This is a genomic window from Pseudomonas sp. Z4-20 (assembly GCF_051131955.1).
Classification (GTDB): Bacteria; Pseudomonadota; Gammaproteobacteria; order Pseudomonadales; family Pseudomonadaceae; genus Aquipseudomonas; species Aquipseudomonas marvdashtae.
The window spans coordinates 4,739,637-4,756,130 of sequence record NZ_CP071641.1; the positions used below are offsets into that span (position 1 = coordinate 4,739,637).

A 16,494-nucleotide genomic window follows, 5' to 3' on the forward strand; every position below is an offset into this window, starting at 1 on the left:
ACTCATGTTGGGGCGGGGCTTTTTTGCCCATACCGCTTTGGCGTCGGTCGCAGACGTCATTCGGAAATGGCTATTTTGGAGATACAACATGAACGATTTTACTCTGAATGCTGAAGTGCGTTCCGACCTGGGGAAAGGTGCGAGCCGCCGCCTGCGTCGTCTCGCAAGCCTGGTTCCAGCTGTAGTCTACGGTGGCGACAAAGCCCCTGAGTCCATCAGCATGCTGGCCAAAGAAGTTGCCAAACTGCTCGAAAACGAAGCGGCCTACAGCCACATCATCGAGCTGAACGTTGGCGGCACCAAGCAAAACGTCGTGATCAAGGCCCTGCAGCGTCACCCGGCCAAAGGCCACGTGATGCACGCCGACTTCGTCCGCGTTGTTGCCGGTCAGAAGCTGACTGCCATTGTTCCAGTGCACTTCCTCAATGAAGCTGCCCCGATCAAGAAAGGCGGCGAAATCTCGCACGTAACTTCCGAGCTGGAAGTTTCCTGCCTGCCGAAAGACCTGCCTGAATTCATCGAAGTCGACCTGGCTGACGCCGAAATCGGCACGATCATTCACCTGTCCGACCTCAAGGCTCCTAAAGGCGTTGAGTTTGTTGCCCTGGCGCACGGCGATGACAAGGCTGTTGCCAACGTCCACGCTCCACGTGTTGCTCCAGAAGCTACTGAAGAAGAAGGCGCTGCAGAGTAATTTCACTCTGTCGCCGGAGTGACCGGAAACATCGCGGACTGGAACGTAGCGAGACAGCGGGCGAGAACGCGAAGTTTACTTAACGGTAAGATCCGCACTTTTCGTCCACTGTCGCAACACCGTTTGAGCGCGACGTTGTTATCCACACTCCAGGAAGGGCCCCTATCGTGACTGCCATCAAACTGATCGTTGGCTTGGGAAATCCAGGCGCTGAATACGAACAGACCCGGCATAACGCAGGGGCCCTTTTTGTTGAGCGCATCGCGCACGCACAAGGCGTCAGCCTGGCCGCCGATCGCAAATATTTCGGCCTGACCGGGCGCTTTTCGCATCAGGGTCAGGATGTTCGTCTATTGATCCCCACCACCTACATGAACCGCAGCGGCCAGGCCGTGGCGGCATTGGCCGGTTTCTTTCGCATCAAGCCTGAAGAAATCCTGGTGGCCCACGACGAACTCGATCTGCCTCCGGGCGTTGCCAAGCTCAAGCAGGGCGGCGGCCATGGCGGTCACAACGGGTTGCGCGACATCATCGCGCAGCTGGGTAATCAGAATACCTTTCACCGCCTGCGGCTCGGCATCGGCCACCCGGGTGTTGCCAGTATGGTTTCAAATTTTGTCCTGGGTCGTGCGCCTCGCGCCGAACAGGAAAAACTCGATGCCAGCATCGACTTTGCCCTCGGCGTGCTGCCGGATATCCTCGCCGGTGAATGGAACCGCGCGATGAAAAACCTGCACAGCCAGAAGGCCTGACTCTTACCGAGGGGAAATACCATGGGATTCAATTGCGGCATCGTCGGCCTGCCTAACGTCGGCAAGTCTACCCTTTTCAACGCCCTGACCAAATCCGGGATCGCGGCCGAGAACTTCCCCTTCTGCACCATCGAGCCGAACACCGGTATCGTCCCGATGCCTGACCCACGCCTGGCGGCATTGGCGGCGATCGTCAACCCCAAGCGCATCCTGCCGACGACCATGGAATTCGTCGACATCGCAGGCCTCGTGGCTGGCGCCTCGAAGGGTGAAGGCCTGGGTAACAAATTCCTGGCCAACATCCGTGAAACCGATGCCATCGCTCACGTGGTGCGCTGCTTCGAAGACGAGAATGTGATTCACGTTTCCAACAGCGTCGACCCGAAACGCGACATCGAGATCATCGATCTGGAACTGATCTTCGCCGACCTCGACAGCTGTGAAAAACAACTGCAGAAAGTCGCCCGCAACGCCAAGGGTGGCGACAAGGATGCAGTCGTTCAGAAGGGCCTGCTGGAGCAGTTGATCGCCCACTTCACCGAAGGCAAGCCTGCGCGCAGCCTGATGAAGAAGATGAGCACCGACGAAAAGTTGGTGATCAAGGGCTTCCACCTGCTGACCACCAAACCGGTCATGTACATCGCCAACGTCGCTGAAGATGGTTTCGAGAACAACCCGCACCTGGACGTGGTCAAGGCCATTGCCGAAGAAGAAGGCGCCTTGGTTGTTCCCGTCTGCAACAAGATCGAAGCGGAAATCGCCGAGCTGGACGACGGTGAAGAGAAGGACATGTTCCTCGAGGCCCTGGGCCTGGAAGAGCCTGGCCTGAACCGCGTGATCCGCGCCGGCTACGAAATGCTGCACCTGCAGACCTACTTCACCGCTGGTGTCGAAGAAGTCCGTGCCTGGACCGTACGCGTCGGCGCCACCGCCCCGCAGGCTGCTGGCGTGATCCACACCGATTTCGAGAAAGGTTTCATCCGCGCCGAGGTCATCGCCTACGACGACTTCATTCAGTACAAGGGCGAAGCCGGAACCAAGGAAGCGGGTAAGTGGCGTCTGGAAGGCAAGGAATACATCGTCAAGGATGGCGACGTGATGCACTTCCGCTTCAACGTCTGAGATGAAAACACACCGCGTGGCAGCGACTCTGCCACGCGGTGTTTTTCTGTCAGCCTAACAAATGCCACTGGTCGACTTCTGGCGCTACCCCAACCAGCCCTAACTCGGCATCCGGCGCGGGCGCAAAGACCAGGTTTTCCTCGCCAAGGCTTTCCCGCCAGTCCCCAGCAAGCGCAATCTGGAACCAGTGCCCCTGTGCGTCGACCTGCGCATCCTTCAGATAAGTGCGGTCCAGTTCCTCGTTGTAAGCCATCTTCAGCGTGCTGTCCGTACCGTCGCCAAAGCCGGTATAACCCAAAGCCGATACATCAATCCGGTCGTCAACCGTAAAGCCTTCGATCAGGTCGGCAAAGCTCTGGCTGTCGGTGCGGTAGCTGTCCTCGGTAGAGAGATAGCGGAACACGTCGGCGTTTTCACGGTTATCTGTCCACAACGAAATGTCGGCCCTGTCCCCGCCGTTGAGACGATCTGCGCCCGCACCGCCTATGATGACGTCAGCCCCAGCGCCACCGTTGATGCGGTCATTGCCGTCCAGTCCATGGATGATTTCCGACAAGGCAGAACCGGTGATCCTATCGTTGGCAGACGTCCCTTCGACAGTGGGTGCCGTGAACACCAGGTGGGTGCTGTCCAACTGCCCCACCAGGTTACCGTCCAAGGCCAGTTCAAACCGTTGCCCAGAGGCATCCGCGTCGTAGTTCTTGAGGTAGGTGCGAGTACCGTCTGCGCTCGCCATGATAGCCAAGGTACCGTCATGGCCGTCGCCGATCCCGGTGAAGCCCAGGCCAATCAGGTCGATACGGTCCTGCGAGACGTCGAAGTCCCGGACCCGGTCGCTGTTGTTCAGCGCAGCCGTGCGGAAACTGTCGCCCAGTTCGCTGAAGCGAAAGATGTCCGCGCCATCGCCACCTTGCAGAACGTCGCGCCCGCCGTTGCCTTGGAGCACATCGTCACCGGCCAGGCCGCGGATGATTTCGGCAGCATCGGTACCCCGCAGGATTTCCTCACCGGCGTATCCATCTACATGGAGCTTGCCATCCTGGCTGCCGAAACTGCTGTCCAGACTGCCATCGGCGTTCAAGCGGATGACACTGAAATCCCCGTTGTTTGCGCCGGCGGCCAGGATCCTGCCATCTGCCTGTACCGTCAAAGCCACCGGCGTGTCGGCCTCGAAGGTTACCCTGCCATCGTTGCCGAAATGGGTGTCGAAGGATCCGTCAGCGTTAAGCCGCGCGATGGTCGCCAAGGTATCGCCTTGACCATGGCCCATGACAATGATCTTGCCGTCAGCCTGCACGGTGACCGTCGAGTCTTCACCAAAACCCATCGCAGCGCTCAAGTGCAGGACACCGTTGTCACCGAAACGGGTATCCAACTGACCGTCGGGGTTGAAGCGCTGCAAGGCGAACGACGGCTCGCCCACACCGGCGGCATTGTAGGCGGCCCCGACCACGACACCTCCATCTGCCTGCACCGCAGTAGAGATTGCTCCGTTGAAATACGGGTCTTCGGCAATGTTGACGGTCAGCACGCCCTCGTTGCCAAAGCCGTTGACGTAGGTCCCGTCATTGTTGAGCCTGGTGACTGAAGCCTGGTCAAACCCTCGCGCGCTGACCTGGAAGGTGCCATCGTTATTGGCCGTCAGGTCGATGTCCTTGAAGTCATGGCTGATGGCGACCGTCACGGCGCCGTTTTGACCAAAGGCCGCATCGCGTGTCCCGTCGCTGTTGAAGCGCTCCACCTGGATGCCGGTGTTCAGCGCGACCGCGACAAGCACCTTGCCATCGGCCTGCACCGCCGTCAGCTCGTAGCGGGACGCCGGGGCTATCGTGGCAGGCACGATGTCGATGCCGCCGTCATGGAAGCTGGTGTCCAGGCTACCATCGGCGTTCAGGCGGATAACGGAATGGTTTTGTTCGTAGCCGTAGCTTTCCTCGCCTGGCGCTCCGGGGTATCCCCACGCCAGGTACTCGGTATAGCCGCCAACCAATATCTTGCCGTCCGGCTGGATAATGATGCTCTGGTTATCGTCGGACTGGCCGGTGAGGTCGACCTGGACAGTGCCGGGGCCAGTTCTAACGGTATGGGTACTTGCCATCGTGCTATCGCTGGTTGCCATGGGTTAATCCTTTAACGGGTGTTGAATCCGTCACTCTAGTAGAGCAGTAAGGATTTGCACGCCGTCCCGTCGTTGGCAAAGCAGAGTTCGACCGATGGTTGTTGAGCCGCGTTGATTCGCGGCTTCTCTATGGGTGCTTCCTCAGTCCGACTGCGACAATTAGGCCGTCTCAGGCCTTTTTCGTCCGGGGCAGGAATATCGCCAACGCCCCGAGCAACGGCAGGAACGAGCACAACCAATACACATATTCGATGCCATGGATGTCTGCCAGATGCCCTAGCAGCGCGGCACCAATCCCGCCAAAACCGAACATCAGCCCGAAGAACACGCCGGCGATCATCCCGACGTTGCCCGGTACCAACTCCTGGGCGTACACCACGATGGCAGAGAAGGCCGAGGCCAGGATAAAGCCGATTACCACGCTGAGGATGCTGGTCCACAGCAGGTCAACGTGAGGCAGGATCAGGGTGAATGGCGCCACGCCGAGGATCGAGAACCAGATCACCGCCTTGCGACCGATCTTGTCGCCGATCGGACCGCCGAAGAACGTCCCCGCTGCTACCGCGCCGAGAAACAGGAATAGGTGCAACTGCGAAGAGGCCACTGACAGGTCGAACTTCTCGATCAGGTAGAAGGTGAAGTAGCTGGTAAAGCTGGCCATGTAGAAATACTTGGAAAACACCAACAGCCCAAGCACCACCAGCGCACAGGTCACGCGCCCCTTGGATAACCCGTGAGTCGCCGCCTGGCCTTGCTTGAGCTTGAACAGGTTCAGGTGATTGGCGTACCAGCGGCTGATGCGGTACAGCACGAACAACGCAAACACCGCGAACAGCCCAAACCAGGCCACATTGCCCTGCCCGTAAGGAATGATGATCGCCGCGGCCAACAACGGACCGAAGGCGGAGCCGGCGTTCCCACCTACCTGGAACGTCGATTGCGCCAAGCCATAGCGACCGCCAGAGGCCAGTCGGGCCACGCGTGACGCCTCGGGGTGGAAGGTTGACGAGCCGATCCCGATCAACGCCGCCGCCACCAGGATCAAGGCAAAACTACCGACCATGGACATCATCACGATGCCAATCAATGTGCACACCGTTCCCGCCGGCAAAAGCCAAGGCTTGGGATGCCGATCGGTGTGATAACCCACCCAAGGCTGAAGCAGGGACGCGGTGAGCTGGAAGGTCAGCGTAATCAGGCCGACCTGGGTGAATGTCAGGCCGTAGCTCTCTTTTAGCATCGGGTAGATCGAAGGCAATACGGCCTGGATCAGGTCGTTGATCAGGTGCGCCAATGCCACCGCACCAATGATGCGCATGACCAGCGGGCTGCTTTGAGGCGTGGCGGCTACCGACGTCGTGTCGGCCTGGGTGTTGCTGATAGCCATGGGAAGTTTCCATACGGCAGATGAGTGCACACGGGCAGGTCCATCAATGTGCCATTTTTCAGTGCGACAAGGCTATCCCCTTAGCTTGCTATCGACCTATAAAAATAGTCGCCGAACAAGGTGATAGCGCAACGCCATGGTCTGAATCTTGCCTGGCTAATGCTCTACGACGCGGCCCCTTACAAAGGGGACCGAGAATGGGAAGTTTCGCTACAGAGCAGGCCTACAGAGCCGGCCTGGACAAGCTTTCGAGGCCTTTTAAAAGGGCACCTGCTTCAGCACTGTGTAAAAACGCACAAAAACAGTGCAGAGGTGTTCAGGGGAGTATGGGCATGCAGGCTTTTTTATCACCGGGAATCCGGTTGCTGGGGCATTTTGGTTTCGCCCGCAAATTCCAATTGTTGTTCCTGTTGTTCATCCTGCCCCTCATGGGCAGCCTGTGGCTCATCGGCCAGGACTACCGCGACAAGCTCAACCTGATTTCCGGCGAGCGCGCCGGGGTCCGTCAGTTGTTGGCCCTGGATAACCTGGACAACCTGCTCGCCGCCCAGCGCAATCGCGCGGCTCGCTGGCGGGCCACGGAAACCAATCGACAACCGACGCCCGCGACGCTTGCCGCCATGGCCGCGTTCGATGCCGTGCAGCCGGCGCTCAACCAGGCCGCCGACGGCCTGGGCGCGACCCTTCAGGCCGAAGGCGCCGAAGCCGCCACCCTCGCCCGCTACCAAACCTTGCAGACCAGTCTCAAGGGCCTGGACTCCAAGAGCCTGGGGACCGTGGGGTGGTGGCCGGATGGCTACGATCGCTTCACCTCGGCACTCGGCGCGCTGCAAGCCCTGCGCGAGCAGATCGTCATGGACAATCGCCTGACCCTTGCCTCCTGGCTGGAAACCTACCTGCTGACCCAGATCTCGACCCAGCAGACACCTGAGCTGATCGAACGGGTCGGGCGCCTGGCCAGCGTTGGCCAGGCCTCGGTAGTCTCGGGCCAATTCACCCTGCAGAGTCGCCTGCAATTGCGCGACTTGCGCAGCCGCATGGGCGACGCTCGGGATCAGTTGGTCAAGACCGGCGCATTGCTGGAAACACGCTTGCCCAGCGAATTGCAAACCTGGGCCGGCCAGTTCCAAGGCAGCGTCAAGCGTCTGGACGCGGGTTTGAAGGTCCTCGATGACGGGGTGTTCGGCGGCTCCATCAATCTCAAGCCGGAAGACTTCGAGAAGCAGATGGACAGCCTTCTTCTGGATCTAGCCACCCTGCGCCAACAATCGTTGGTGGCGCTGGATTCTCGGCTTGACCATTATCACGGCTCGGCGATTCGCCAATTCACCCTGGTCGCCACCGTGCTGGGTTGCCTGCTGCTGGCGGCGCTTTACCTGTTCATCTGCCTGCAAGCATCCATCCGGCGCAGCGCCAGCGGCATCATGCTGCTGGCCGAAGCCTTGCGCGATGGCAACCTGAGCCTGCAAGTGCCGGTACAAGGCCGTGACGAGCTGGCGGCGATCAGCACCGCCCTCAATGTCGCTGTGGTGCAGTTGCGCAACAGCCTGCTGGGCGTGGACCACGAAACGCTGCAACTGAGCAACGCCGTGCGCACCCTCAATACTCATTCCAGCGGTGCCCTGGGCGAAGTCGAGGCGCAACAGATACAGATCAGCCAGATCGCCGCCGCTGCGACGCAGTTGGCCGCGACCTCCCAAGGCGTCGCCAGGAGTTGCGAGCAAGCCTCCGACAGCGCGCAGCAGACCCGCCGCATCGCCGCCGACAGCAGCCGTGACAGCCAGCGCACCACGGCGAGTATCCAGCAGCTCAATCAACGACTCAACGAAACCGCCGCCGCGCTGGGCCGGGTCAGCGAACAGGGCCAGCAGATCCAATTGGTGGTAGACACCATTCGTGGCGTGGCCGAGCAGACCAACCTGCTGGCGCTCAACGCCGCCATCGAGGCTGCTCGCGCCGGGGAACAGGGCCGCGGATTCGCCGTAGTGGCTGATGAAGTGCGCAGCCTGTCGCAACGCACCCAGACCTCCACCCAGCAGATCGCCGGTACCGTCGACAGCTTGCGCGCCACGGTCAACGAAGCCGTAAGCCTGATGGAAGCCGCCTGCGGCCAGGCCCAGACCGATGCCCAAGCCGTCACCGGCCTTGGCGAACGGCTGGGCGAAATTGCCAGCGCCGTGCAAAGTGTTACCGATACCCTGGCGCAAATCGCCACGGCCGTAGACGAACAGGCCAGCACCGCCGACGAGGTCAGCGGCAATATCCAGCAGGTAGACCAAGCGGCCATGCGCCTGCTCGAAGGCGCCCGCGCCGTGAACCTGGCGGCCGACACCTTGAGCCAAGGCAGCCAGGCCTTGAGCGCGAACACAGGGAGATTTCAACTCGGTTGACGGGTATTTGCAGCGGGGACGGATAAGCAGTTGAAAGTGCAGAGAAATATTTTAGGTTTGCGCTTGACACATCTCCGTTACCAGCGAATAATGCGCGCCACTTGGCTACATAGCTCAGTTGGTTAGAGCATAGCATTCATAATGCTGGGGTCCGGGGTTCAAGTCCCTGTGTAGCCACCAAGTACTAAAAACGGCTTATCGAAAGATAGGCCGTTTTTTTATGCCTGGAGAAAAACACCTGCCCCGTCAGGATTTGTTTGCCCTCCTGCAATGAGGGATAAGGCAACACCGGGCTTTGTTCCGTCTCGTGTTGATTTGCGCCATACGCCTCGCATCGCTACAGTCGATCTCTATATCCCAAGCCCACGGATGGAGCGACACGTGCTAACAGATCTGAAACCAAACCTTCATCGCCTGTCTGCCGTCTCGTTGCTGGCTATCGCGTTAACGCTTGGCGCCTGCAAGGCCCCGCCCTCCTCGACCGCCACACCGGCATTGCCCGCCCCGCCGGAAATCACCTCCGGCTACCGCACCGATTTGCAAACCCGTTACGCCGACAAGCACATGGCGGCCGCGGCCAACCCACTGGCGGCCGAGGCGGGGCGGGAAATGTTGCGGCGCGGCGGCTCGGCCATCGATGCGGCAATTGCGATGCAAGCGGTGCTGACCCTGGTGGAGCCGCAATCGTCGGGCATTGGCGGCGGTGCGTTCATTGTGCTGTGGGATGGCAAGGCCGTGCGCACCTACGACGGCCGCGAAACGGCACCGGCCGGCGCCACCGAAAGACTTTTCCTGCAGGCCGACGGCAAACCCATGCCGTTTACCGCCGCGCAGATCGGCGGTCGTTCAGTCGGTACACCCGGGGTATTGCGCGGACTGGAACTGGCCCATCGCAAACATGGCCGTCTCGAATGGGCGAGGCTGTTCGAGCCGGCCATCGCGCTGGCGGAACAGGGCTTCGCGATCTCTCCAAGACTGTACGCCTTGATCGCTTCCGACCCGTCGTTACCGGGCTCGCCCGACATGGCAGCCTACTTTCTCAATGCCGATGGCAGCCCGAAGGCAGTTGGCACCGTCCTGAAAAACCCGGCATTGGCAGGCGTGCTCAAGCGCATCGCCAACGAAGGTCCCGATGTTTTGTACAAAGGGCCGGTTGCCGAGGAGATCGTCGCCAAGGTGCAGGGACATGCCAACCCCGGCAGCCTGTCGCTAAAAGACCTTCAGGACTACACCGCACGGGAGCGGCCCGCGTTGTGCACCGACTACAAGCGCTGGCAAATCTGCGGCATGCCACCACCGTCTTCGGGAGGGGTTGCCGTGGCACAGATCCTCGGGACGTTGCAGGCCCTGGAACAGCGCGACAGCAACGCGGCCCTCGCCCCCTTGAAACCCCTCAAGACCGTTAAACCCGCCGGCATTGAACCCTCCCCCGAAGCAGTGCACCTGATCGCCGAAGCCGAGCGCCTGGCCTACGCCGACCGCGCCCAATATATCGCCGACCCAAATTTTGTAGCCGTGCCACTCCAAGGACTGGTCGATCGAGGTTACCTTGCCAGCCGAGCTAGCCTGATCGGCCCTCGTAGCATGGGTGTCGCCAAGCCCGGCACACCACCGGGCATCCAGGTAGCCTACGCCCCGGACCGTTCACCCCTGCGTATTTCCACCTCACAAGTGGTGGCGGTGGATGACCAGGGTGGCGCGGTGTCCATGACCACGACGGTGGAGTCGGCGTTCGGCTCGCACTTGATGGTCCAGGGTTTCATGCTCAACAACCAAATGACCGATTTCTCGTTCATTCCGGAAGAGAATGGGCAAAAAGTCGCCAACCGCGTCGAACCTGGCAAACGCCCACGCTCGTCCATGGCGCCGACGCTGATTTTCGATCATCAGGGCAGACTGCTGGCTGCTGTCGGCTCCCCCGGCGGCTCGCAAATCATCGAATACGTCGCCAAGTCAGTCATTGGTCTGCTGGATTGGGACCTGGACCCGCAAACCGCCATCAACCTCCCCAATTTCGGCAGCCGCAATGGTCCCACTGAACTGGAAAAGGGGCAGTTCAGCCCGGCGCTGGTCCAGGCGTTGAAAGACAAGGGCCACGCCGTGAGCGAGATCGACATGAACAGCGGCACCCAGGCCATTGTCAGGGTACGTGACGCTCAGGGGAAAACCTCACTGGCCGGCGGTGCGGACCCAAGGCGCGAGGGTCAAGCACTGGGCGACTGATCGAACTCGTCCTGCGGTTGGTAGACCAGCAGATCCGCGGGCTGGCATTGCAGGTAGCTGCAAATGGCTTCAAGGGTTACCAGGCGGATACCCTTGACCTTTCCTTGTTTCAACAAGGAAAGGTTGGCTTCAGTAATGCCGATTGCAGCAGCAAGGTCCTTGGATTTGACCTTGCGCATTGCCAGCATCACGTCGAGTTGAATAACGATGGGCATGAGGATCTCAAACGAATGTTCTGTTTTCTGAATCGACTTCACTGGCCTGGGACAAAATCCGGGCAATGATCGCAATACAGGCGGCAAGAAATAAAGCGACGAACGATGGTGCGGTAATACTGAAGCTAAGCAATCGCTGGCCGACCGGCGCATTGATCGTCACCAGCAGGCTGAGAAACGGCTCGCAGATGAAATCCAGCAGCACCCACACCGCCACAGCGCGCCCCGCATTCCCCAAATACACCGCTGCTGCGTTGGAAAAGTATTGCCCTTGGGCATAGTGCTTGAAGAGCCTGCGCAAGTTGGTGAGCCCGACCGCCAGGGCCAGCAAGGGAATGCTCGAGAGCAGTATCGCCCCCAGGCACTGCCAGCCCGTCAACTGCACAAGCCCTTCGGGCAGGCTCGACAGCTGCCGCTCGGTCAGGGCAAATCCCAGGCCGTATCGCGAGGCCGCTTCAGGGTACAGCCAGGCCACGGCGTTGACGACCATCATCGCGACCATGAAAACCAGGGTTATGGCTGCCATCCGCTGACTGTACAGGGCTAGACGATTCGAATGCATGTGAGGCTCCAATAATGTAAGGGAGCCCAAAACATAGCGAACAAATTATCGCAGAACAATAATTAATATGTAAAAAACGATAATTATCTCTAAGTGGACAGCTGATTGGCGAACTGACTTACAGCATCGACCACCTTCTTCGCCCCGTCCTGGATCTCGACGATCACCGTACCCGCCTCGGCGGCCAAGGCCAGGCCGTGCTCGGCCTGGTGCTGGCCGTCGCTCATCAACGCCACGGCGTTGCGGGCCATGTCCTGGTTCTGGCGGACCACGCCGACGATTTCATCGGTCGCCTGGCTGGTGCGCGATGCCAGTTGTCGCACCTCATCGGCCACCACCGCAAAGCCCCGGCCTTGCTCGCCGGCCCGGGCCGCTTCGATGGCTGCGTTGAGCGCCAGCAGGTTGGTCTGTTCGGCGATGCCACTGATGGTCTTGACGATGGTGCCGATCACCAGGGATTGCTCGTTCAGCGCCTCGATACCTTCGCCGGCGGTCTGCATGTGCCGGGCCAGGTCGCGCATCACATCCACCGCCTGGGTCACGACGGTCGTCCCGCGCTGGGCACAATTGTCAGTTTGCAGCGAGGTGCTGTAAGCGATGTTTGCCGCTTCGGCGACGGCTTTCTCTTGATTGACCTGATCGGTGATGTTGGTGGCGAACTTGACTACTTTATAAAGCCGATCGTTGGCATCGACCACCGGGTTGTAGGAGGCTTCCAACCATACTTCGCGGCCGTTGGCGTCGATACGCTTGAAGCGGCCGGCCACGAACTCACCGCTGTTCAGACGTTTCCAGAACTGTTGGTAGGTCGCGCTGTTGTACTCCTCAGGTTCACAGAACGTGCGGTGGTGCTTGCCCTTGATTTGCGCAAGGCTGTAACCCATGGCGTTGAGGAAGCGATCATTGGCCGTCAGTACATGGCCGCCCAGATCGAACTCGATCACCGCCGTTGAGCGCACCAGCGCGCCGATGAGGTTTTCGTGTTCGCGGGAATTCTCGATGGTTCGCGTCAGATCGTTGGAGTACATCGAAAAATAACGAATTCGCCCCTCGGCGTTGCGTACCGGCTGGAGGATCGAGCGCAACCAGGCCTCCTTGCCGTCGCCTCGCGTCAGGCGCACTGCGCCCGAGAAGTGCTCGCCACGGGTCAGCGCGGTCTTGAAGCGAATCTGGAATTCATTGGACTTCAGGTAAGCCGGTACCAAGTCCTCGACAGACCGGCCAATCAAGTCTTGGCTCTTGTAGCGCATGTCGTCGAGGAAGTTCTGATTGACTGACTGTATCCGCCCTTCGGCATCAAGGGTTAGGCCGAGCATTTCACGATCCAGGCTCTCTTTCACTTGCATGAGACTGGAGAGTTCTTGGCGAAGAGCGAGCAGCTCCTGCTTCAGGCGATTGTTGAACATGGAGATGCTCCGACAGACAGGAGAATTTTTTATGTATCCCTTTGCCATCGGCCCGGAAAAATCTTTCTAAAGAGTGCCACCTGTCGGTCTGAAAAATAATCAGCTCGCCCTCGAACGCCAACCAGCCTTCCACGGTCATTGGATTGTTCTACTGTTGGCACCTGACCGCAGATGCTTCGTCGCTCCAGATACCCATAACCATAAAAACCGAGGTAATTGCCGTGACCACTGACATTGAAGACAGCCGTTCCGCCCGCTTCGCGCTGCGCTGTTCGAGTTTTGCCGAGCGCTGGTTTCCCGACTCCTGGGTCTTCGCCGCGTTGGCGGTGCTGGTGGTCGCGGTGGCGACGCTGTTCATTGGCGCCAAGCCCACCGCGGCAGCCATGGCTTTCGGCGACGGGTTCTGGAGCCTGATCCCCTTCACCATGCAAATGGCCTTTGTGGTGATTGGCGGCTACGTCGTCGCCAGCTCGCCACCGGCCGTCAAGCTGATCGACCGCCTGGCGCGCATCCCCAAAAACGGCCGCAGTGCCGTGGCCTGGGTAGCGCTGATCTCCATGGTCGCGTCGCTGCTCAACTGGGGGCTGTCGCTGGTATTCGGCGGTTTGCTGGTGCGGGCCCTGGCCCGGCGCACTGATTTGAAAATGGACTATCGCGCCGCCGGGGCGGCCGCCTATCTGGGCCTGGGCGCGGTCTGGGCGCTGGGGTTGTCGTCGTCGGCCGCGCAACTGCAGGCCAACCCGGCGAGCCTGCCGCCCTCGATCCTGTCGATCACCGGCGTCATTCCTTTCACCCAGACGATTTTTCTCTGGCAATCCGGGGTAATGTTGCTGGCGCTGATCGTGATTTCGTTGATCGTTGCCTACGCCACGGCTCCCGGCCCGAACAGCGCCCGTGACGCCGCCGCCTGCGGAATCGACCCGAGTTTCAGCATGCCCGCGTTACAGCCTCGCACGCGTCCAGGGGAATGGCTCGAACACAGCCCATTGCTGACCATTGCCCTGGTGCTGCTGGCCGCCGGCTGGCTGTTCCACGAGTTTTCGACCAAGCCTGCGATCAGCGCCATCTCCGGGCTCAACACTTATAACTTCCTGTTCATCATGCTCGGTGCCCTGCTTCACTGGCGACCACGGAGCTTTCTCGATGCGGTGGCCCGCGCAGTGCCAACCACCACAGGCGTGTTGATTCAGTTTCCGCTGTACGGCTCGATCGCCGCGCTGCTGACTACGGTCAAGGGCAGCGATGCCCAGACGCTCGCCCACCACATTTCGACCTTTTTCGTACAGATCGCGTCCCATGACACCTACGCCTTGCTGATGGGCGTCTATTCCGCCGTGCTGGGCTTTTTCATTCCTTCCGGCGGCGGCAAGTGGATCATCGAGGCGCCCTACGTCATGCAGGTGGCCAACGATCTCAACTACCATCTGGGCTGGGCCGTGCAGATCTACAACGCCGCCGAAGCCTTGCCGAACCTGATCAATCCCTTCTACATGCTGCCGCTGTTAGGCGTGCTGGGATTGAAGGCACGGGATCTGATCGGTTTTTCCTTCGTGCAACTGCTCGTGCACACACCGCTGGTGTTGGCGTTACTGTGGGCCTTGGGCACCACGCTGACCTATCTGCCGCCGGTGATGCCATAAAGCCATAAAAAAGGGCCGAAATTTCCTTCGGCCCACTTCTTCTTCGGCTCGGTCTGTTTCAGTATGGATACACCCTGTTTCGAGGGGTCCACACGCTGAAAAGGATCTGAGCATGTTCAAACTCGCAGTACTTCCGCTTGCCGTACTGGCCTTGAGCGCCACCGCCCAAGCCGCTGATATCGACGTAAACCTGGGCAGCACCGAGCGCGTCACTCGTCTCTTCGCTTATCCCAACAACTGCAACGTCATTTGCTTTCGCAACTGGACACTGGAGCAGACCGTCGAGCATTACCTGACGCAAAGCGTGCAGCGCGATGGCTACGACGCGGCCAAGGTCAGCGTCAAACGCGACAACGACACGGTGTATGCCAGCATCAGCGGCGTGCCTAAGAGCTATGGTCAACCTTTGACTGCGCTGCTCAAGGCCGGCGACCTTGCTTATGACGGTGCCACGAAACTCAACAACGATAAGAAATGGGCCTACAACTGGTACTTGTTCCTGCCGTTGGGCATGGCCCTGGAAAACCGCAAGAGCGTCGAGTTGCTGCACTTCCCGCCGGACTATTCGCTGACCCAGGCCCAGGATTACCTGGAGTCTGCCACCACCGATCGCTGGGCCACGCTGCTGACCGTCAACGGTATTGCTGCTGACGAGACCCCCGCGTACCAGACCATCATCGACATCGCGCCCATCGCGGCGCCGTCCAATGCCGGCAGCACGCTTGCAGGGCTCTACAGTTATTTCAACGATTACCAGACCACTATGGTCACGCAGGTCACCCAAACCGCAAGCGGCGCCGCGTTGCCAATGGTGGCCTTCGGCGCGCCCGTTCGAGACTGGATCAAGACGCAATATGGCCAAACGGTGAGCGTGCTCGGCCTGGCGACCATTACACCGACCGCCGGGGTCAAGGTTCCAGTCCTAGGCTCCAACCATCCCAGCTATATCTGGTATGCCGCCGATCCTGAGAGCTATGACGGTGACCAAGCCAAGGCAGATGCCGCAGGCCTGAAAGTCATGGGCCAGGACCTGAGTGCTGCTTGCTGGCAAGCCGGGATGGGCAGTAAACCGAACACTGATCCTACCCAGCAGCTGAGTCAATGCACGCAGACGTGGCAGGTGACGCAGAAAGAGCAGACCTGTGAATTGTTCTACACCTCGATTCGCAAACTGTCCCCGGCTGACGCAGCGAAAAAGTGCGCAACGCCTCCGGTCAAGTCGCAACTCCAACAACTGAAGGTACCCATGCCGTTGCCTGCCGAAGCGGTGTAAACCTGATAGGCCCTCCCGTGTAAGCCTGCGCTCACACGGGAAAACACCTTTGACGCCTGTCAGAGTCGACAGTAGATGCGCTGCTGGGTTTGGAGGAAGCTATTAGGCTTTCCAACGGCCGCTGGCAGGAAGCCAGCTCTGAACGTCGAGTGTTTAGCACCGACAGGGACTGTCATGACCAAGTTGACTGCTGGTGGCGCCAGCTCACAGAACCGGGACTGCCTCTACCCGGAAACACAACTCAGCACCCGCCTGGGCTATCCCTCTGCGCGCGATTTTGACGTGCATCGGACGAAAGACGGACGCGGCAATGGGATCGTCGCCCGCAAGCAGTTCACCCCCATGACGCGAATGTGCAGGGTCTCAGGAGTGCTGGTGGGCCGCCCACGCCTGCATACCCTGCAGCTCCTGCCCAATGTCCATATGTACGACCCCTACTTCGCCGGACTGCTGCTGCATTCATGCAATCCGAATGTCTTCCTGGACATGAGCGAACTGTGGTTGTGGTCCCTGACCGAGATCCGCGAAGGCGACTGCCTGACGATGGACTACGCCAGTACCGAACAGAAGCTGTATCGGCAGTTCGCTTGCCGGTGTGGTTCGTCCAACTGTCACGGCTGGATCACCGGCTATGACGAACCGCCCAACGAGCAAGGAATGGAGTTCCTGCGGCACTGGCGTCGTCGCTGTCATCGCAACTGAAGCACTGGG

General features: G+C 59.9%; 13 protein-coding genes, 1 tRNA gene and 1 pseudogene. 9 read left to right on the top strand and 6 right to left on the bottom strand.

Features of this window, described 5'->3' with window-relative positions; all coding sequences use genetic code 11:
- Positions 1-88 precede the first annotated feature (88 nt).
- From J3P82_RS21760 to ychF, 3 genes are all read left to right on the top strand, one after another.
- Positions 89-694, top strand: a complete 606-nt coding sequence (locus J3P82_RS21760; protein WP_434558628.1) for a 50S ribosomal protein L25/general stress protein Ctc — start codon at positions 89-91, stop codon at positions 692-694.
- Positions 695-861: 167 nt separating this feature from the next.
- Positions 862-1,446, top strand: coding sequence for an aminoacyl-tRNA hydrolase (gene pth / locus J3P82_RS21765; RefSeq protein ID WP_003185374.1), 585 nt, complete (start codon positions 862-864; stop codon positions 1,444-1,446).
- A gap of 21 nt (positions 1,447-1,467) precedes the next feature.
- On the top strand, positions 1,468-2,568 hold the full coding sequence (ychF, locus tag J3P82_RS21770) for a redox-regulated ATPase YchF (protein ID WP_434558629.1): 1,101 nt from the start codon (positions 1,468-1,470) through the stop codon (positions 2,566-2,568).
- A 49-nt stretch (positions 2,569-2,617) separates the two neighbouring features.
- On the opposite strand, the gene J3P82_RS21775 is transcribed toward ychF, so the two are convergent.
- Together J3P82_RS21775 and J3P82_RS21780 are read right to left on the bottom strand one after the other, a co-directional pair.
- The gene (locus J3P82_RS21775; protein WP_434558630.1) at positions 2,618-4,687 is read right to left on the bottom strand and encodes a calcium-binding protein; all 2,070 of its coding nucleotides are present in this window, start codon (positions 4,685-4,687) and stop codon (positions 2,618-2,620) included.
- A gap of 169 nt (positions 4,688-4,856) precedes the next feature.
- Entirely contained in the window at positions 4,857-6,074 is a 1,218-nt protein-coding gene (locus J3P82_RS21780; RefSeq protein ID WP_434558631.1) for an MFS transporter, read from the bottom strand.
- A gap of 332 nt (positions 6,075-6,406) precedes the next feature.
- Here J3P82_RS21780 and J3P82_RS21785 point away from each other — a divergent pair, with 332 nt between their 5' ends.
- From J3P82_RS21785 to ggt, 3 genes are all read left to right on the top strand, one after another.
- The gene (locus tag J3P82_RS21785; RefSeq protein ID WP_434558632.1) at positions 6,407-8,464 is read left to right on the top strand and encodes a methyl-accepting chemotaxis protein; all 2,058 of its coding nucleotides are present in this window, start codon (positions 6,407-6,409) and stop codon (positions 8,462-8,464) included.
- 103 nt (positions 8,465-8,567) lie between these two features.
- Positions 8,568-8,644, top strand: a tRNA-Met gene (locus tag J3P82_RS21790).
- A gap of 189 nt (positions 8,645-8,833) precedes the next feature.
- The gene (gene ggt / locus J3P82_RS21795) at positions 8,834-10,687 is read left to right on the top strand and encodes a gamma-glutamyltransferase (protein ID WP_434558633.1); all 1,854 of its coding nucleotides are present in this window, start codon (positions 8,834-8,836) and stop codon (positions 10,685-10,687) included.
- Here ggt and J3P82_RS21800 read toward each other — a convergent pair.
- The 4 genes and pseudogenes from J3P82_RS21800 to J3P82_RS21815 all read right to left on the bottom strand — a co-directional run.
- Positions 10,669-10,902, bottom strand: a complete 234-nt coding sequence (locus tag J3P82_RS21800; protein ID WP_434558634.1) for a helix-turn-helix domain-containing protein — start codon at positions 10,900-10,902, stop codon at positions 10,669-10,671. The two genes, ggt and J3P82_RS21800, sit on opposite strands and share 19 nt — an antisense overlap.
- Before the next feature lie 7 nt (positions 10,903-10,909).
- A complete protein-coding gene (locus J3P82_RS21805) occupies positions 10,910-11,392 on the bottom strand; it encodes a DUF2975 domain-containing protein (RefSeq protein WP_434558635.1) in 483 nt (160 codons plus the stop codon).
- A 161-nt stretch (positions 11,393-11,553) separates the two neighbouring features.
- Positions 11,554-11,985, bottom strand: a complete 432-nt coding sequence (locus J3P82_RS21810) for a methyl-accepting chemotaxis protein (protein WP_408003326.1) — start codon at positions 11,983-11,985, stop codon at positions 11,554-11,556.
- A gap of 156 nt (positions 11,986-12,141) precedes the next feature.
- Positions 12,142-12,918: pseudogene (locus tag J3P82_RS21815) on the bottom strand (PAS domain-containing protein); the annotation flags it as partial.
- Positions 12,919-13,091: 173 nt separating this feature from the next.
- Between J3P82_RS21815 and J3P82_RS21820 the strand changes: the two are divergent.
- From J3P82_RS21820 to J3P82_RS21830, 3 genes are all read left to right on the top strand, one after another.
- The gene (locus tag J3P82_RS21820) at positions 13,092-14,510 is read left to right on the top strand and encodes a TIGR00366 family protein (protein ID WP_186634499.1); all 1,419 of its coding nucleotides are present in this window, start codon (positions 13,092-13,094) and stop codon (positions 14,508-14,510) included.
- 112 nt (positions 14,511-14,622) lie between these two features.
- Positions 14,623-15,783 (top strand): hypothetical protein, encoded by a 1,161-nt coding sequence (locus J3P82_RS21825; protein ID WP_434558636.1) that lies wholly within the window; start codon positions 14,623-14,625, stop codon positions 15,781-15,783.
- Positions 15,784-15,957: 174 nt separating this feature from the next.
- Positions 15,958-16,485: a lysine methyltransferase gene (locus J3P82_RS21830; RefSeq protein ID WP_186634493.1), complete on the top strand. Its 528-nt coding sequence runs from the start codon at positions 15,958-15,960 to the stop codon at positions 16,483-16,485.
- The last annotated feature ends 9 nt before the right edge of the window (positions 16,486-16,494 follow it).